The sequence below is a fragment of the Candidatus Goldiibacteriota bacterium genome, from assembly GCA_016937715.1.
Taxonomy (GTDB): Bacteria; Oederibacteriota; PGYV01; order PGYV01; family PGYV01; genus PGYV01.
Map to the genome: position 1 here is coordinate 1 of JAFGWA010000066.1, position 18,770 is coordinate 18,770.

General features: G+C 42.0%; 8 protein-coding genes. All 8 read left to right on the top strand.

Going from position 1 to position 18,770, the window contains the following annotated elements; genetic code table 11:
* Positions 1 to 596 (top strand): hypothetical protein (locus JXR81_07270; GenBank protein MBN2754651.1); only part of this gene is annotated, 596 nt, incomplete at its 5' end.
* A gap of 3 nt (positions 597 to 599) precedes the next feature.
* Complete coding sequence (fliI, locus tag JXR81_07275) at positions 600 to 1,913, top strand: flagellar protein export ATPase FliI (protein MBN2754652.1); 1,314 nt, start codon at positions 600 to 602, stop codon at positions 1,911 to 1,913.
* A gap of 12 nt (positions 1,914 to 1,925) precedes the next feature.
* Positions 1,926 to 2,381 (top strand): flagellar export protein FliJ, encoded by a 456-nt coding sequence (gene fliJ / locus JXR81_07280; GenBank protein MBN2754653.1) that lies wholly within the window; start codon positions 1,926 to 1,928, stop codon positions 2,379 to 2,381.
* Positions 2,382 to 2,539: 158 nt separating this feature from the next.
* Positions 2,540 to 4,669, top strand: a complete 2,130-nt coding sequence (locus tag JXR81_07285; protein ID MBN2754654.1) for a flagellar hook-length control protein FliK — start codon at positions 2,540 to 2,542, stop codon at positions 4,667 to 4,669.
* Positions 4,670 to 4,687: 18 nt separating this feature from the next.
* Positions 4,688 to 5,128: a hypothetical protein gene (locus JXR81_07290; GenBank protein ID MBN2754655.1), complete on the top strand. Its 441-nt coding sequence runs from the start codon at positions 4,688 to 4,690 to the stop codon at positions 5,126 to 5,128.
* A 16-nt stretch (positions 5,129 to 5,144) separates the two neighbouring features.
* Positions 5,145 to 5,537 carry a flagellar protein gene (locus JXR81_07295; GenBank protein MBN2754656.1) on the top strand — a complete coding sequence of 131 codons (393 nt, stop codon included), beginning with the start codon at positions 5,145 to 5,147 and terminating at the stop codon, positions 5,535 to 5,537.
* A 101-nt stretch (positions 5,538 to 5,638) separates the two neighbouring features.
* Positions 5,639 to 7,123 carry a flagellar hook protein FlgE gene (locus JXR81_07300; GenBank protein MBN2754657.1) on the top strand — a complete coding sequence of 495 codons (1,485 nt, stop codon included), beginning with the start codon at positions 5,639 to 5,641 and terminating at the stop codon, positions 7,121 to 7,123.
* Between the two features lie 489 nt (positions 7,124 to 7,612).
* Positions 7,613 to 18,770, top strand: an 11,158-nt coding sequence (locus JXR81_07305; GenBank protein ID MBN2754658.1) for a hypothetical protein, incomplete at its 3' end; no start/stop codon positions are given.

Here is an 18,770-nt window from a genome sequence, read left to right on the forward strand (position 1 = left end):
AGATTGAAAACGCCGCGGGTCAGGCTGAAATTCAGGCGCGCGGAATAATTGAAACTGCTGTAAAAGAATCTGAAGAACTTAAAGAATTAAAGTCAAAACAGGGCCATGACGAAGGTTTTGATAAAGGTTATTATGAAGGTATAGAAAAAGGAAAAGAAGAAGTTTCAAAGAAATACTCATCCCTTATTGAAACCATGGAAAATATCACGGCGCAGGCGCTGTCTGAAAAAGTTAAAATTATAAAAAACTCAGAAGATGACATTGTTGCGTTATCCGTGGATATTGCAAAAAAAGTCGTTAACGGTGAACTTAAGACAAACAAAGAAGTGGTAAAAGGTTTTGTTAAAGAGGCGCTTTTAAAACTTGAAGACAAAGAAAAAATTACCGTTTATTGCCACCCGGAAGATATTGAAGTGATAAAGTCACACAGGGCGGAATTCACGGAACTGGCTGATATTGTGGGAACGCTTCGGATAGTACCTGATGAAATGCTGGAGCAGGGCGAATGCAGGCTGGAATCAAAAAACGAAATAATAGACACTGATATCAATTATCAGTTTGGGGAAATTAAAAAGAAACTTTCCCTGGGGGAATAACCTATGGGAATCGACCTGAAAAAATATCAGGATAAACTCCGTAAAATTGAAACCCTTAAAACATGCGGCAAAGTCACGCAGATAGTAGGCCTTGTTGTGGAAGTTTCCGGCCTCCGCGGTTCTATCGGGGAACTGTGCAGAATAATCTCACGTAACGAAGAAACTGAAGTTATTGCCGAAATTGTCGGATTCAGGGAAGACAAAGCTTTATTAATGCCCCTTGGCGACCTTCACGGAATAGGGCCGGGCGCCATGGTAATTTCATCCGAAGAAGAATTCAAAGTGGCTGTGGGCGACTGCCTGCTGGGAAGGGTTTTAGACGGGCTTGGCAGGCCGCTTGATGATAAAGGGCCGGTTAAAACAAAAGAATTTTACTCCGCTTATAACACACCTTCTGACCCCTTAAACAGAAAAAAAATTAATGAGCCCGTGGCTATGGGCATACGTTCTATTGACGCGGCTTTAACCGTGGGCAAAGGGCAAAGGATGGGTATCTTTGCGGGTTCCGGTGTCGGTAAAAGTACGGCGCTTGGAATGATTGCAAGAAACACAAACGCGGATATAAATGTAATAGCCCTTATAGGTGAAAGAGGAAGGGAAGTCAGGGACTTCATAGAAAAAGACCTTGGTATTGAAGGCTTAAAAAGGTCTGTTGTCATAGCCGCCACGTCAGACCAGCCCGCTTTAATAAGAAGAATGGGAGCTTTTGTGGCAACTTCAATTGCGGAATATTTCAGGGACAAAGGCTACAATGTAATGCTGATGATGGATTCAGTGACAAGGTTTGCAATGGCGCAGCGTGAAATAGGGCTTGCCATAGGCGAACCACCCACAACAAAAGGATACACGCCGTCTGTTTTCGCGCTTCTTCCAAAACTGCTTGAAAGGGCGGGTACTACAGCGCATAAAGGTTCCATCACAGGATTATATACAGTGCTTGTTGAAGCGGATGACATGAATGAACCAATATCTGACCATGTAAGGGCTATTCTTGACGGGCATATAGTTTTATCAAGGGCGCTGGCAGCACAAAGCCATTATCCGCCGGTTGATCTTTTAGAATCTGTCAGCCGTTGTATGATAGATATTACCGATGATAAACACCGCAAGGCAGCTTCAAAATTAAAGGAAGTATTGTCCATTTATAAAAACGCGGAAGACCTGATAAATATCGGCGCGTACGTGGAAGGAAGCAACCCGCAGATAGATTACGCCCTTAAAAAAATAGCAAACGTAAGGCAGTTTCTTATACAGGGAATAGAAGAGAAAACAGATTATACTCAGACCGTAAACCGGCTTATGGAACTTTTTGTTTAGCGCGGCTGAGCTATGAAAAAATTCAGCTTCAGGCTTGAAACTGTTTTAAAGGTAAAAGAGAGAAAAGAAGAAGAATTAAAGCGCCAGCTTATGCACATCACCGGGCTTAAAATAGAACAGGAAAAGATTCTTCAGGAAACAAAAAATAAAAGGTCGCAGAAAATAAAAGAAAAGAATCTTGAAAATGAAGGTTCTTTAAATGTTGCCAGGCTTATATATTTTGAACAGCATTTAAATATGCTTCTTTTAAAGATAGACCAGACAGAAAATAAAATTAAAGATTTGGAAAAACAGGCCGATATAAAACGTAAGGAAGTGGTAGAGGCAAGCAGGGAAAGAAAGACCTTTGAAAAGTTAAAAGAACGTGATTTTAAGCTGTTTAAACAGGCGGTTCTTTACAATGAACAGAAAGACCTGGATGAAATAGCAATAACCAAGTTTAACAGGAAAGAACAGCACACGGTTTAGAAAAAAAGAATTTGACAAAATAAGTTTAAAAGTGTAGAATTACTTTGAAACAAGGTTTTAGTTTTTTGTTTTTAGCGTGGAATTGAATATTCCACCGGCACAATGGCCCGGACCGCAAGGGGGGCCGCCGGTTAGCTAAACGCAACCAGGAGGAAATTGTGGTCAATCTAAATTTGTCAATGCTTTCTTTAAACATGACAGGTATGCCCATGCAGGCACAGGGTGTTTCTCCTAATGGTACACCGCTTGCCAATAATAACATCGCCACGCAGGAACAGGCAGCTTCGTTCAGGCTTTTTGTTACCGGCCTTATTTCAAATACCAACACAGAATCTTTTGAAGCACAGAAAACTGCAGTTACTTCACTTCTTGATGCAAACACCAACCTTAAAACAGCCGTATATACAGCTGTTGCCTCGCTTGATATGTCAGGCGATCTTGTTAAACTTGCGGCTCAGCCAAAAGAAATATTAGCTTCAAACCCGGTTGTGCTTGCGGTTGCAGAAAAATTGTCCTTAAACGCGGAACAGAAAGAATTATTCATAAACGCCGTGAAAGTTGCTTTAATAGAAGTAGCCGCAAAACAGATTTCATCCTCCCTTAAACCGGAAATTGCGGCCGCGGAAAACGGTTCAAAACAGCCAAATCCCGCAGTAAATGAAACTTCCATAAAATCATCCGGCGAATTTAATCCGGCTGCAGTACAGCCGTTAAACAAACTTCAGACTGATTCGGATACTTCAGCTTTAAGCGGCGTGAAAACACCAAAAAATAATGTACCTCCCGTTAAAGCGCCGGCTACGGTAGAAATACCGCTTACGCCAAAACTTAAGGAAACAACATTAAATATCAAACAGGCAGTTGATGATTTAAGGGCGGCATTAGGTTCTTTTATAACAGAAAAGTTTGAAGGCCTAAAAAATGAAATTCAGGCGCCTTCAAACATAACGCCTGATATAAACAGCCTGGTTTTATTTCAGGCCGGAATGGTCGAAATAGCAAAAATTTCTTCAATGGCGGTTCAGCCTGTTGTAAACGCGGCAGCGTCTGAATCAAAGACGGTTCAGCTTCCAATGACACCCGGCAGGCTTGCAGATTATACATCCAAACAGATGACACAGGCGGTAAATGTAATAGTAATGGCGGCTGACGCCGCTGCAGTTCCTGTGGTGCAGGCTGCGTCTGCTTTGGCCGGACAGAAGACAGATGTTAAACCGCAGGCAGACACAAAAGCGCCTGTAACACCGGTTATGGTTCAGGCGGATATAAATAAAGAAGCAAAACCGGCAGTTACACAGAACCCGGTAAACCAGAATATTTTATATACGGCGCAGGATTCAAAAGTAAGGACAGTAACAATTGCAGTGCCTTTTGAAGGTAATAATGAACAGCTGACAGCGGTAAAAGAAGCCACATCGCAGGTAAAAGAAGCTGTAAGCAAGATAATAAACCTTATTAATGAAATGAACGGCGAACTGCAGGTAATTAAACAGTCTGCGGCAGCTGTAAAAAATACACCCGCGCCCGCGCCTGCACCTGTAAGTCAGCAGGTATTAATGCCGGAAGTTAAGGCAAATATTAGCGCTGAAAAGCCGGCAGTTTCGGCTGCAGCGCAGCAGGTTAATATTGAACAGAAATCAGCACCGGCAGTTACCGCACAGCAGGCGCCGGCAGCAGAGGTAAAGGCAAAACCTGAAATCAGGTTAATGCCGGGCGTGACAAAGCAGGAAGTGGAAGCAAAGGTAAAAGAAGATGTTAAGTGGCTTGTGGACAATTCCATGATTAAAGTAAAAAATGAAATTGAAACCGTTAAAGTTGCAAAAAACTTAATGTTTGAAAATATAGCGGATGTATCAAACAAAACAAAAGAAACGCTTGTTATTAAACAGTTAACAGAAAATATTGACAAGTTGCCTTCGGTTTCAGAGAAGACAGTTATTAAGATTGATTTAAAACCGGAAAATCTTGGCAATGTCACAATAAGGCTTGAAAGCGAAGGCAGGACAGTTAAGGCGATGATTCAGGTGGCAAACGCGGAAGTAAAAGAAACGCTTAAAGCGGGCCTTGCGGAACTTAGGACTTCCCTTGAAAATAAAGGTATTGAAGTTGCCAATATGAATATTACTGTTATGAATAACAGTGAAAGCGCGTATGGCAACGGTAATTTCAGGCAGGCTCCGGCGTATGTTAAACCGGAAACCAACATGTTAAAAAATGCCGCGGAAGCGGAAAATAATAAGCCGGTATCCTCTGATAATGGAACCGGTGTTGTAAATCTTTTAGCATAAGAAAGGAGGCGCATACAAATGGCAGTTACCGGTGTAACGAATACAAGCACGACAAATGTGTTCACGGATCAGCTTAACAATCCGAACGCGGAAATGGGAAAACTGGACTTTCTTAACATGCTTATCACAAAGTTAAAGTACCAGGATCCGACCAATCCCGTGAAAGATGAATCTTTTGTCGCGGATATGGCTCAGTTCTCGTCACTGGAACAGATGACAAATCTGAACAGCACGTTTGAGAAATCGATAAGTTCTTTAAACACAAATATCATTTCTCTCATGCTGATGCAGAACACGTCACAGGCAGCATCTTTAATCGGTAAGAACGTGGTTGTAAACACGGACGCAGGACAGATTTCCGGAAATGTAAGTTCAATCAAGTTTGTTGACGGACAGCCCATGCTTGTTGTCAACGGAGTACAGTACCAGTTATCAGATGTATCAGAAATAACGGCGTAAAAAGGAGGTATGTACCATGGTGAATATTAACACACAGTTGCAAAAACTGTCACAGCTGCAGGAAGCTCAGAAGCTTCAGCAGGGTATTTCCAAAGCGCCGGTACAGCCTTCACAGAGTTTTAAGCAGGTTCTTGAAACAAAAGTCGCGGAGCAGGAAGAAGTTAAATTCTCCTCACACGCGGAAAAAAGGCTCCAGTCACGCAACATAGAACTTACGCCTGAAACGATGCAAAGGCTGAAAAACGCTATTGGAAAGGCAAAAGAAAAGGGAGCAAACGAAACGCTTATGGTATTTGAGAACTTCTCCCTGATAGTAAGCGTTAAGAACAACACTGTAATAACCGCTGTTGACAGGGCAGGCATGCAGGAAAATGTGTTTACCAATATAGACAGCGCGGTAATTGCCTAAAAACGCAACAGAAAGACGGCCGGACTTCTTCACTTAGGTGAAGCGGGGGCCGAAAATCGGCGCCGAATGCGCCGGAAAAAAATTTTCGGAGGCGAACTATCATGATGGGATCACTTTTTTCTTCAATCTCAGGCCTTAAGAACCACACATCCTGGATGAACGTAATTGGAAACAACATCTCTAACGTTAACACCGTAGGCTTTAAGATGGGAAGGGTAACATTCAAAGAAGCAATTTCGCAGTCCCTTGGTTCCGCGTCAGGTTCTAACAACAGCGCAAACCTTGGCGGTATCAATCCTAAACAGCAGGGTCTTGGATCCACACTTGGTTCAATTGACACAATCATGACACAGGGTGCTATCCAGACAACAGGAAACGCGACAGACGTTGCAATAGACGGAGCGGGTTTCTTTGTTGTTGAATCAGGCGACGCAACTTTCTATACACGCGCCGGAAACTTCAACTTTGACAATGACGGAAACCTTACAACATCAAGCGGCGGGCTTGTTCAGGGATGGCAGAGAGAGTTTACTTTTGATGCTGCTGCAGTACCTCCGTATACATCTGTTCTTGATACAAACCAGCCTTACACAAGCATTAAAATACCGCAGAATATGGTAATTGGGCCAAGGATGACATCTAACAGTAATGACTATAGCCCGCTTGATAAACAGTTGGGAATCATTATTAAGGGTAATCTTGACTGTAATACTCCGATGAATACAGTCGGTGATCCTGCTGGTGGTTATCCTTTAGCAGGCTATACACCTGATGCGGTTTCAACTGCAACTGTGTATGACTCTCTTGGTACTGCAAGGCAGATAACTTTCTATTGGACACAGACAGCAGATATCACAATAGGTCCTGCAAGTTGGACCTGGACGGCGTATGATACGACTGATCCTACAATGACAATAGCAAACGGAACAGCACCTATTGTTGGCAATTCAGGACCGATAACATTTGATCAGGATGGATCTCTTCTTGACAATGGAGCTGGTGGTTTGCCTACGGAAAATGCTATAATCACTCTTAATCCGACGAATGGTGCTTATGCGCCGCAGGTAATATCAGTAAATATTGGTACAGATAATGGTATGTCAGCAACTGGTGATGGTTTACGTGATGGCGTTACAGGAGATTATGGTTCGGGTACATATGATGTTTCAACCGGCCTTTACATTCCAAAGCAGACAATTTACACATCGTTTGTTGATGGATACAGCGAAGGAACACTTACAGGCGTTTCAATTGACCAGACAGGCGGTATCAACTGCAGCTTCTCTAACAACCAGATTATCACAATGGCACAGCTTGCGGTTGCTAACTTTGCAAACCCTGCCGGCCTTGAAAAGGCTGCAGGAACAATGTTTATGCAGTCAGCCAACAGCGGACTTGCACAGGTTTCAACAGCAGGTAACGCAGGGCTTGGAACAACAACAGGCGCAGCGCTGGAAGCTTCCAACGTTGACCTGTCAGTTGAACTGACAAACATGATTATCGCTCAGAGGGGCTTTGAATCAAACGCAAGGATAGTAACAACATCCTCTGACATGCTTGACACACTGGTACAGCTTGGAAGGTAATAGGAAATAAAAGCGGATAAGTAACCGCTGAAATAAAAAAAAGGCGGGGCCAAAAAGCCCCGCCTTTTTTATTTTTATATAAAGACGTGAAAATCGTATCTTAGGTTTTAATGCTTAAGTTCTTGTTGTGGTAGACGCGGGTCTTTAATACCGAATCTATAACAAAAATCAGTTGGGATTATCCGCGGTAGTTGATTTTGATCTGGGTTTGGTAGGCGCACCTTTTAAGGTGCGGTAGTTGAATTTAAAATATAATAAAAATGCGCGGGCTGAAGACCCGCATCTGCCAAAGCGAAAAGGAAAAACTAACCATAAAATAGTTGCTTGCAGTTTTTTTCTAGTAAAATCCTGATATAATATTTCCTGTGAAAAAGTACTTTCAAAATATTATATTTGACATATTTGCGTAAATGTGGATAATGGCAAATGTTTTAAATGTTTCGCGGGGAAACACGGGGAAACATAATATACACAATGTGGGAGGGAATAATGTTTAATGTCAGATATAACCGTTTTCTATCTTCTATAATAATAGCTTTAATAATAGCGGGGCTTGGCGCCATTGTATATGCTATAACTGCGGGGGCTGTTGTATCGGATACAATCCGTGTAAGCCCTGTACTTTATGAACCTTCGTCTTCCGCAAAACTTCTGGATAAAAACACCCTTTCTATATATAACCCTTCGGCAGAATCTTCATCGCTGATTATATTTGATAAAGAAATAAAACTTAAGCATATAAAAGTTTACGGCAAAGCCTCACACAAAATTACTTTATCCTATTTAAAGTCAGAAGACACATGGGTAAAGGTAAATAACCTGGAAAATATTAATTTAAGCAATGCTTCAGATTCGTGGAATGTATATGACGTAAACGGGGATGTATCCGCAAAGTCATTCAAACTGGAAACGGAACCTGTTGCCGGAACATCTGCCGGGATTGCGGAAATTGAATTCTGGGCGCAGGGAACCCGCGCGAACATTAAAAACGGCACGTCATTATTTTATCTTGCGGACACAGAAAACGCGCCCACATACACAAAAAAGACAGCAACATCACCGGCAGAAGCGTCGGTGGTTGTTGAAAGGGTAAAAGACAAGACAACTGTAAAAGAAGCGGTCTTTACAGTTAACAATTCATTTAACACTTCTGATATTAATAAAGCATGGCTTGTATATGAACTTAAAGGTTTTGCGGGATTTATTTCCACGGAAAAGGTAATAAACGGCAAGGGCGTTAAAAAGTCATGGCCAATGCCGGGAACATCTGAATGGGCGTTTCAGGCAGAACCAATAAACCCGGATATTCTTGTAAACGGGGCAAACGAGATACGGTTTTCATTACCTGCGGGTGCAGCAGCAGGATATGACATTAAGAATCTGTATTTAATGGTTGAAACAGATGCGGGTGTTAATAATGTAATAAAAGTAAGTTCAGATAATACAACTGTATCTAATTTGTCAGACGGGGACAATTCAACTGCATTCAAACCCGCTTTAAAATCCGAAACAATAGAATTCACATTAAACCGCCCTGCGCAGGCAGAAGCCCTTCTTTTAAACATAACAGAAAATTTTGCCGGAACACTTGCTGTGTTTGGTGTAAATAATCAGGTTGAAGATTTAGTATCCGCGACAGTTAACGCGGCGTCATTGACAACAGGCTGGAATACAATAGAACTTAAAAATATAAATAATTACAGCAGCTATAAAATAAAGATGGAACTTGCAGAAGAGGGCAAAGGTGCTATATCAGAACTTATGGTAAAAAGCTCCGGCGTTGGCGCTGCCCGCGCAAAAGGCATTAATATTACATATCCGGATAACGGGCAGTATTACGGCCGTTCCGCGTATATAACCGGGTATATTCCTGTTATGGATAATGGGTCAGGCAACGCACAGGTGCTTGTAGGGCCGGTAGTTGCTTCACTTAAAGACGGCGTCTTTGGCGCTATAGTCAGCAAAGAGGATGTTGGCCTTGAAAGCCAGGCCGACGCAATGCCATGGAGCGTCGATGTCACGGTATTATACCCTGACGGGGATAAGGTAAAGACAAAAGTCTATCTGACTGCACCACAGGGGTATTATGTGGATGAAAACGGGCAGGTGGTACAAAACGGGGACGAAGATGTTACGTATGGCTTTGGCGTAAAAGGCACCGGTAAAAAGAAATTTAAGATAAAGAATATTGAGATTGAAATGGATATGGAAGACAGCGATAAAGGCACCAGTATACAGGTTTTAGAGCTTGATGGTAATGACATAGCGCCTATGGATATGGGGATGGTAAACGTAACAGGAAAAGGCAAAAAAGCATTCAGGTTCCTTCCGCACGGGACAAAGTTTAAAAATAAGATAAAGATGCGCCTGCCTTATGATAAAAAAAAGATACCGGCCGGTAAAACAGAAAGTGATGTAAAGACGTATTACTATAACGATAAAATAAACAGATGGGTTCCTGTGGAAATGGAAAAAATTGACAAAGACACGCAGGATTCTGTGGCGCTTACAGACCATTTTACTGATTTTATAAATGCTGTAATTGTAGTGCCGGAACACCAGCAGGTACAAAGTTTTAATCCTAATCAGATAAAAGACTTAAAAGCTGCGCTTCCGGGAACCGGTATTACAATGATAGAGCCGCCTCAGCCGAATAATAAAGGTGATGCGGTATTAAATTTTAGGATAGATGTACCGCCGGGAAGGCAGGGGTTACAGCCGGAATTAGTTATATCATATAATTCAAGCGGTGGGGACGGATTGTTGGGATATGGCTGGGATATGCCGGTAAGGGCAATATCATGTGATACAAGGTTTGGGGTTCCCAGATATACTCATAATAGAGAGACGGAATCGTATCTTTTGGAAGGCGAACAGCTTGTCCCGTTTGCAAGGAACAAGCAGTTTGCGGAGAGGATTTATGGAGAGACCAGCAAAAGGTTTTTTGCAAGGGTGGAAGGAAAATTTCAGAGAATAGAAAGAATAGTGCAGGATGCAAGTACAAATTCACCCAACAGTTATTACTGGGAAGTGCTGGATAAAAACGGGACAAAAAACACGTATGGTTATACATCAAATTCAAGGCTTTCGTCCGACAACGGCAATACATTTATGTGGGCGCTGACAGAAACAGAAGATAAAAACGGGAATAAGATAGAATATTTCTACAACAGCACCTATTTGGCGGAAAAAGAGCTTCTTCCTGATTACATTTTGTATAATGGCATATACAAAATACAGTTTGTTTATGGGGAAAAGGTTAACAGGAAAACTGACGGCAGGGCGGGATTTTTACGGAATTATATAAGAAAACTTACAGAGATAAAAATAATAAATGATAAAGACAGCGCGGATAAAACGGTAAAGAAATACGTGTTTACATATGCTAATGGGGTGTTATACAAAGAACATCTTGCCGGCATAGAACAATATGGATCGGACAACAATAAAATCACGGACCAAGGGCATACGTTTGAATACTATAATGATATTTATGATGGCAGCGACAGTAAACTGTTCAGGGGGACGAACACGGCATGGACAGCTGGTATTTCTAATACAGAAACTATAGATATATTGGGATTGGATATTCCAGACGGTCCTTCGGCAATAAGTTCAAATATATCCAAGAGCGGCGGGGAAAATTATAATGTTGAAGGCGGATTAGAGCCTTATTTTAGAATAAATGTAAACTGGGGTTATACCAACGGAAGCGGGCACACGGCATATAATTTAATGGATATGGACGGGGACGGCCTTCCTGACCAGGTAATAAAAGGCAGTGGTGATGACGGGGATTTTTACTGGAAACCGAATTTATACAAGACTGAAGGTGACTTTGCATCAGAGACCAGAGAGATGAAAAGTTTTAACCTTGATGAAATAGGAGTTTTAAATCCTATTAAACTTATAACAAATGAAAACTCAAAGGCAAAGATGATAGGCGGCGGTATATCTGTAGTGGAAGGTTTGGCAGGGGCTTCTGTAAATAAAACGAATGTGGAGATACAGCAGGATAAATATATTATGGATGTCAATGCCGACCGTATACCCGATCTGATAGACGAGGGAAGGGTTGTGTTTGGATTCAGGGACGTGCAAAACAACAGGCTTTTATATAACAAACAATCAAAGTATACTGAAGTGGAAATGGGTTTAGGTGACGGGGTTGACCTTGAATATCTAAAAATGCTTGCAAGAGAAAAATATAAAAGCGACCTTCGTGATTCGCCTTTGGCGGCAACCGTTATGAAATGGGAAGCGCCATATTCCGGGACTATTTCAATTAACGCGCCTGTAGGGCTTTTGCAGGAAGATATTGCGGCAATTACAATTACAGGGTATACATTTGCGGATGGTGTAAGGGTAACAATACAGCAAAACAGCGGAAGCGGCACCGCTTTAACCGCTCAGCAGCTGTGGGTATGCAGAATTGAAGAAGATGACGGAAACCTTCACGATCCAAATGTGGCGGAGGTTGAAACCCCCAAACTGCCTGATAATATACATGTAAACGCAGGGGACAGGATTTTCTTCAGGGTTCAGTCGGTTTATGACGGCAAATTCGACAGGGTAACATGGTCTCCTGTAATATCTTACACGGATGTGGATAATACGGATATGACGTCATGGCAGGACTCCAACTATATGAGCCAGACGGTATATAATTCCGGAAGCGATTTCACACTTGCCGGAAGCAGAATGATTAGTACTTTTATGCCTTATAAAGGGACTGTAAGGCTTGCCGGAAGCCTGTCAAAGACAGCGGCTACGTCGGATAATGCGGAATTAAAGATTATAAGGGTAAACAACGGCATAGAATATCATATTAACCATCACGGCAATGAATATAACGACAGAAGCCAGGTGTTTGGTTTTGATGAGGCGGGCGCGGAAATAAAAATGGGAAATCAGGGCCCTGAAAATGGTTTGTATTACAGGGATATTCAGGTTGAAAAAAATGATGAACTTATTGTTTATGCGGATGTAGACTCAAATATAGATATCAGCGCATTGACCTGTAATGCATTAATGTATTACACGCAGATTGAATCTTCGGAAGGCGAAGATGTGCCTGACGCACTTGACGGTGATGGGGAATACACAATTGCGATAAAGGTGCCTTTTGATACCTATTTTTATTCAAGGAATAAAGGCGGGGTAATAAATTCTGAATATGAGATACAGCAAAGTATTCTTGATCTTCCTGTTGAGATGATAGTTCCTGATTCGGCGTCAAACAGCAGTTATGTCTATGATATTCATCATCCTGTATATGCGGATGATTACAAGGATCTTCATCTTAAACTTAAGGGGAATATTCAAAAAGAAGCAACCACATCAGATATAAGGATATTTTTAAAGGTAACCAATATGGATGATGAAACTTTTGAAACCGAAATGGCGCATCTTCCGGCTGATCTTTCGGGTGATTGTTTTGCCTCGTACGATAATACAATGATTATAGACGAAGATATGTGGCCGATAAAACACTTAAGAATCCGGATGGAAACTGCGGACGAAAACGATATGAAAAAAGTAAGATGGAATCCGGAACTTACGTTCATTGTAAAGGATATTTCCGGGCTGATAGTAACGGAAAAGACGGCTGTGGAAACGTATATGCCTTATGAATGCCTGCTGCTTAATGAAACAGATCCGGCAAAACAGCTTGTAATAAGAAACCTGCACGCTAATCCAAGATTCCGGAAAATTGACGGATGTGACCCTATAGAGTTTGTATTTACGGTTAAAAGTTATAATGAACTTCTTGCAAAGGCTAAAATATCAGTTGGCTGCCCTAATTATATGAATTTTACGCAAATGTACCTGGCATTAGGCGATATACTGCCGGGGCAGAAAGTATTTATGGAATGTTTTTCAAAAGAACCAAATGCGTTTAGCAAGGTAACATACAATAACCTTTATTATAATGATTTTTATTACAGCCAGCCTGATAACAGTTTTTATCAGGATTATGTTGCTAATCCGTATAAATATACTTTACATCCGGAATTTGGTTATAACAACAGCAATTTAATTCATATACCGGGTGTTGCACCTTCATATTTGCCTAAAAACCCTTATTTTGAAGATATACCAATGGATCATTTTGCGGCCGCATACCGTGGCTGGTCATATGCCGCAGTTAGGGAAATACCTGATGTAATTGTAAATGATGGTTTTCCGGGAAGCGCGGTACCGCCGCTGCCGGCTATGACAGTTGACGAGGTACTTGAACTTGATGAATATTTAGATTTTTTCCACAGCCCGGAATCATTGCTTGATGAAACAAAACTGACACTTGCATACCTTAATAATGTAGCACAGGGTACGGTAATAAATGAAATGGATCAAATTATGTTCAGTCCTATACCTGTTGATCAGGGTAATATTTTTGATTATTCGGATATGTGGAGGGCGACAAATGATGTTTTTAAATCAACAAGCCAGGCCGGTTCTTCAAGGATGGCGGATAAATATGTAAAGAAATTAAGCCCGGCGGAAATTCTTGCAATGACAGGCGGAGACGGCGTGCCTGCGGTAAGCAGGAACAGCAAGTCGGAACAATGGGGCGGCGGTGTATCAGTGGGGCTTCAGGATTTGGGGCTTCAAGTATCAGGATTTGGTTCCAGCGGAGACAGCTTATGCATTTCAGATTTTATTGATATGAACGGCGATGGATTTCCTGATTTTGTTTCAGATCAGATAGGCGTGCAATATACCTATCCTGACGGAGGTTTAAGCAATTATAAAGTGGATTTTGATTTTGACGGAAGCTCCGGGTCTTTCACAAAGTCTTCGGTATTAAATTTTGGCGTTGGAAGTGCGTTTGATCCGCCTTTGGCGACACCGTCCGGCGGCGGCGAATTTAATAACGGCGCTCAAAGCCCGCCTTCAAATGGTAAATCAGGTGTCAGCATGTCAGGCTCGCTGTCCGGAAGCATGAGCGGGGCGTCTTCGGAAACCAAAGGCAGTTTAATTGACATGAATGGCGATGGGCTGCCTGACAGGGTGCGTCTTTCGGAAGATAAAAAAAGCCTGGTAATAAAGTTTAATAAAGGTTATTCGTTTATGGATAATGAGGTTAGCTGGAATTTAAGTGATGATAAAGAACTGGCAATAAACAGCAGTCTGACTTTAAGCGGAGGCGGTTCACTTGGAGTTTCAGGAGCAGGCACAGTTGCCATTGATGCCGGCATGGTAAGGGTGGGAGCAAGCGGGGGAGTGTCAGGCGGTATCGCGTTTTCAAGGGTATACAAAACCCTTACTGATATAAACGGCGACGGCCTGCCGGATTTGATAGTTGATGACGGTAACCCTATAACAACAAAATCTTATGTGCGTTTTAATAACGGGCATGGATTTGGCGCTGAAAGGGATATTAATCTTGATGAAAGTTTTGCGGACAGCCATTCTGTAAGCGCCGGCACTTCGGCGGGATTTACTGTGCGCATACGTATACCAATTATAATCGCGACTATCAGTATTGGCGGCGGATATTCAAAATACAGCAATCAGACCCTTAATAAACAGCAGAATATGCTTCTTGATATGAACGGGGACGGTTTTCCGGATAAAGTTTCAACTTTCCCTTTAACCGGGCAGCTGCTGGTTGATTACAGCAATATCGGCAGGACAAACCTGTTAAAGGCGGTAAACAGGCCGATGTCTGCCCGCATAGAAATAGATTATGAAAGGGAAGGAAATACGTATGACCAGCCGTCTTCAAAATGGAATATGTCAAAGTTAACAGTTAAAGACGGCGTTTTATCAGACGCACCCACGGCAGGCGATGACAGGGAAGAAACCTTTGAATATGAAAACGGCAAGTATGACAAGCTTGAAAGGGAATTCATTGGCTATTCAACGATGAAACAGACAATAAAGCTTAATCAGGACAGGTACAGGTTAATACAAAGCGATTATGTTCTGCCTGATAATGCTGACAGGTTTTTGTTAAAGGGGCTTTTAAAGGAACAAAAGGTTTATAACTTTGTAAGCGGAAGCCCGCAGCTGCATTATAAAGTGATGAAAGATTATTCAACAACAACAGCGGTTCATACAGGAACAAACGGTTCCGGGACTTCATATTTTCCAAAACTTCAGAGCGAAAATGAATATTTCTATGAAGGCACAGCCGGGCCTTTAGAAAAAAGTAAATCCTATAGTTATGATTACTGCGGTAATGTAACAAGTTACATTGAAGAGGGGTCGGAAGACGGGGATTCCGTAAGAGCGGATATTGTTTATAATATTGGTACGGCAAATTTTGCGTCATTTGATCTTTCGGCACAGCCAAAGGCGATAAACCTTCCCGTTTCAATAGAGATAAAAGACAGCGGAAATACCCTGTTAAGAAAGCGTGTGGCAGATTATGATACAAACGGAAATGTAACAGGGGTAAAGCAGTGCCTTAGCGGAAGCTGTTCGGCGGGAAGCCTTGCAAGTGATGAAGAGGCAACGGCGTTAACATATGATTCATACGGCAATATAAGCACAATTGAAATGCCGGAAAATGCGCAGGGGCAAAGGTCTAAATTACAGTATTCTTATGATACGGCGGCTCATGCTTTTGTGACAGGGATAGAGGACATAAACCTTGAATACGAATCATTAGCTGCTTATAATTATGACTTTGGTGTGCCTGCAAGCGTAACAGATATGAACGGCAATACAATATCATACGGGTATGATCAACATGGCAGGATATTGAATATAAAAGGTCCAAACGAGACGCAGGAAGGCGAATATGCCGTGCAGTATGAATATTATCCCAATAGTAATACCACAAATGCCATAACAGCATACGCAAAGACAAAAAACAGGGACATGGCAAATTCAGGCACTACGATAGACACGCTTACATTTACTGACGGGCTTAACAGGGTTATACAGGTTAAAAAGGACGCTGATGTCGCGTCAGGCGTCGGGTCGTATCAGTCAGGTATGATTGTGTCGGGAAGGGTATTGTTTGACAATGCGGGAAGGGTAACGCACCAGTATTATCCTAGGTTTGAAACATCCAATTTTACCGTTTTTGATTATGTTCTGCCGTCAGAAACGCCGACAACATTTGTAAATGACGATTTTGACAGGCCGGTTACAATAACAAATCCTGACCAGACAACGGCAGGTTTTGCCTACGGAATAGAAACATCCAGGTTAAAGACGTCTGTAGTTGACGCAAACGGGAATACTAAAATCACGTACAAGGACGCGGACGGGCAGATATTAAAGATAGAAGAATATGGAACACAGATAGTAAACGGGCAAAGTTCAAATAAAACCCTTGTCACTTTATACACATATGATGATATAGGGCAGATAAAAAGCGTCACGGATGACAATGGCAATGTGACAAACGTGGAATATGACATGATGGGAAGAAGGACGGCAATAGACAACCCTGATACAGGCGAAGTTGTGACAAACTATGATGCGGCGTCAAATATAATAAGCAAAATAACGCCTAATCTTGCAAGCGCGACGCAGGCAATAACGTATACGTATAACTACAATCAGCTTATATCCGTGGTTTATCCCGTTAATACAGAAAACAACGTTGTGTATGAATACGGCGATGCGGAAACAGACAAGGGTAATCTTGCTGGCAATAAGGCGGGCAGGGTAAAGAAGATAACGCACGGCGCAGGAAGCCGTGAAATGTCGTATGACGTACTTGGGAACGTATCTTTGACAATAGATACGGTGGCAAGGCCTGTAACGCCTGCGGCAAGCGATACATATACGGTAAGTTACACGTGGGATAACCTTGGCAGGATGTTAAATATGACATACCCGGATAATGAAGTGTTAAATTATGGGTACGACGCCGGCGGGCTAATAAAAAGTGCGGTAACCGCAGGACAGTCGCCTGTTACGTATGTGGATTCCATTTTATATGACAGGTTTGGAAAGCGTAAATATGTGGAAAGCGGCAACGGGTTTGTATCGCAATACACGTATAATGATGCTAATCAAAGGCTGGTACTGCTTGAAACAAAGAACGGCAGCGGGACAGAAGATGTGCAAAGCCTTACGTATGTATATGACGCTGTCGGGAATATACTGGGAATAACAAATACAATGAGCATGGTAATGAACGATTCAGCAGGCAATTCCACGCAGTCAGTGGCAAGGACGTTTGCGTATGACGGGTTTTACAGGCTGGCATCTTCGTCAGGGACACTGCTGGATACCACAGGAACGCCGGACACAACGCTTGCGGAATATTCTGTTGTTACGGAATATGACGATATACACAACATAACAAAGAAGAACCAGACGGTGGCGCATGGCGGGGTAAACGTACCGGGGCTTACGTATGGCCTTGAATACGGATATAACAGCCTTACAAATTCAGATAATACACTTAAACCGCACGCGCCGTCAGTAATTACGTTTACTGCTGTGCCAAGGGCATACAGCTATGACTTTAACGGCAACTGCACAGGGCTTACAATGACCACGCAGGTAAGGACAATGCAGTGGGATGAAGAAAACAGGCTTGCATCATTCACAGAAACATTGGACGGCACAAATTACAAGACAGAAGAATATGAATATAATGACGCAGGGGAAAGGGTAACAAAGAAGCACATGGAAGGAACAGAGACAACAATAACAGAATACCCAAACAGGTACACAGGTGTTGCAATAGACGGCACAAGCGGTGAGGCAACGGTAATAACAAAGAACATATACCTTGGCCCACAGATGCTTGCAAGCGTGCTTACGTCAGGTACAGGAAATAACGACACGTTTACATACACATATTTCTACCACACAGACCATTTGGGTTCTAACACGTATTTAACAGATAACACAGGCGCCATACAGGAACATGTGGAATACACGCCATGGGGCGAAAGCTGGTGGGAACCGCAGTCTGTTAATCTTGAATTGCCCGGTTATAAGTTCACGGGGAAAGAACAGGATTTAACGGGTCTTTACTATTACGGCGCCCGCTATTATGATCCGCAGGTTAGCTTGTGGCAGAGCGTAGATCCGATATTGGATAGATATCTACCAGTATTAGGAAATGAAAAAAATAATTTGCCTGGGATGGGTGGAGTTTTTAGAACAACAAATTTAAACTTGTATATTTATGGTGGTTTAAGTCCAATGACCGTAATAGACCCAGATGGCAGAGAAATAACAATTTCAGAACAAAGAAATAATAAAGGTATAACGACAGTGAATATTCATTTTACCGCAAAATTAGATGCTGAGAAATCTCTTAATTTTGATAAAAATGATAAAAAGAGTGCAGCAAAAAGAGCGGAAAAAACAATAGAAAACACTTTTTCTTATGATAGTAAATATTATAAAGTAAAAGTTGATGCGGAAATAAGTGTAGGAACAGTAAAAAGTGGAGGGAAAGAACATCAAATAACGTTATTAGATTCAAATAACTATGATTTTAATATTGGGAAAGATGGGGAACAGGGAAAGATAATGGGATTTGTTGACAAGATTGGCGGTATGAAAATTAATCTTAATGTTAATGATATGAGTGGGAATGATTTCGAATTAACTTTAGGTCATGAATTTGGACATTCACTTGGTTTGAAACACGAGGCAAATGGATTGATGAAACAAGGTGGGAATGAAACAAGGTTGGAGAATTATTATAAGTTAAGAT

Coding starts and splice junctions, on each gene's coding strand:
- fliJ (MBN2754653.1), top strand. CDS start 1,926: ATGAAAAAATTCAGCTTCAGGCTTGAAACTGTTTTAAAGGTAAAAGAG.
- JXR81_07290 (MBN2754655.1), top strand. CDS start 4,688: ATGGCAGTTACCGGTGTAACGAATACAAGCACGACAAATGTGTTCACG.
- JXR81_07300 (MBN2754657.1), top strand. CDS start 5,639: ATGATGGGATCACTTTTTTCTTCAATCTCAGGCCTTAAGAACCACACA.
- fliI (MBN2754652.1), top strand. CDS start 600: ATGGGAATCGACCTGAAAAAATATCAGGATAAACTCCGTAAAATTGAA.
- JXR81_07295 (MBN2754656.1), top strand. CDS start 5,145: ATGGTGAATATTAACACACAGTTGCAAAAACTGTCACAGCTGCAGGAA.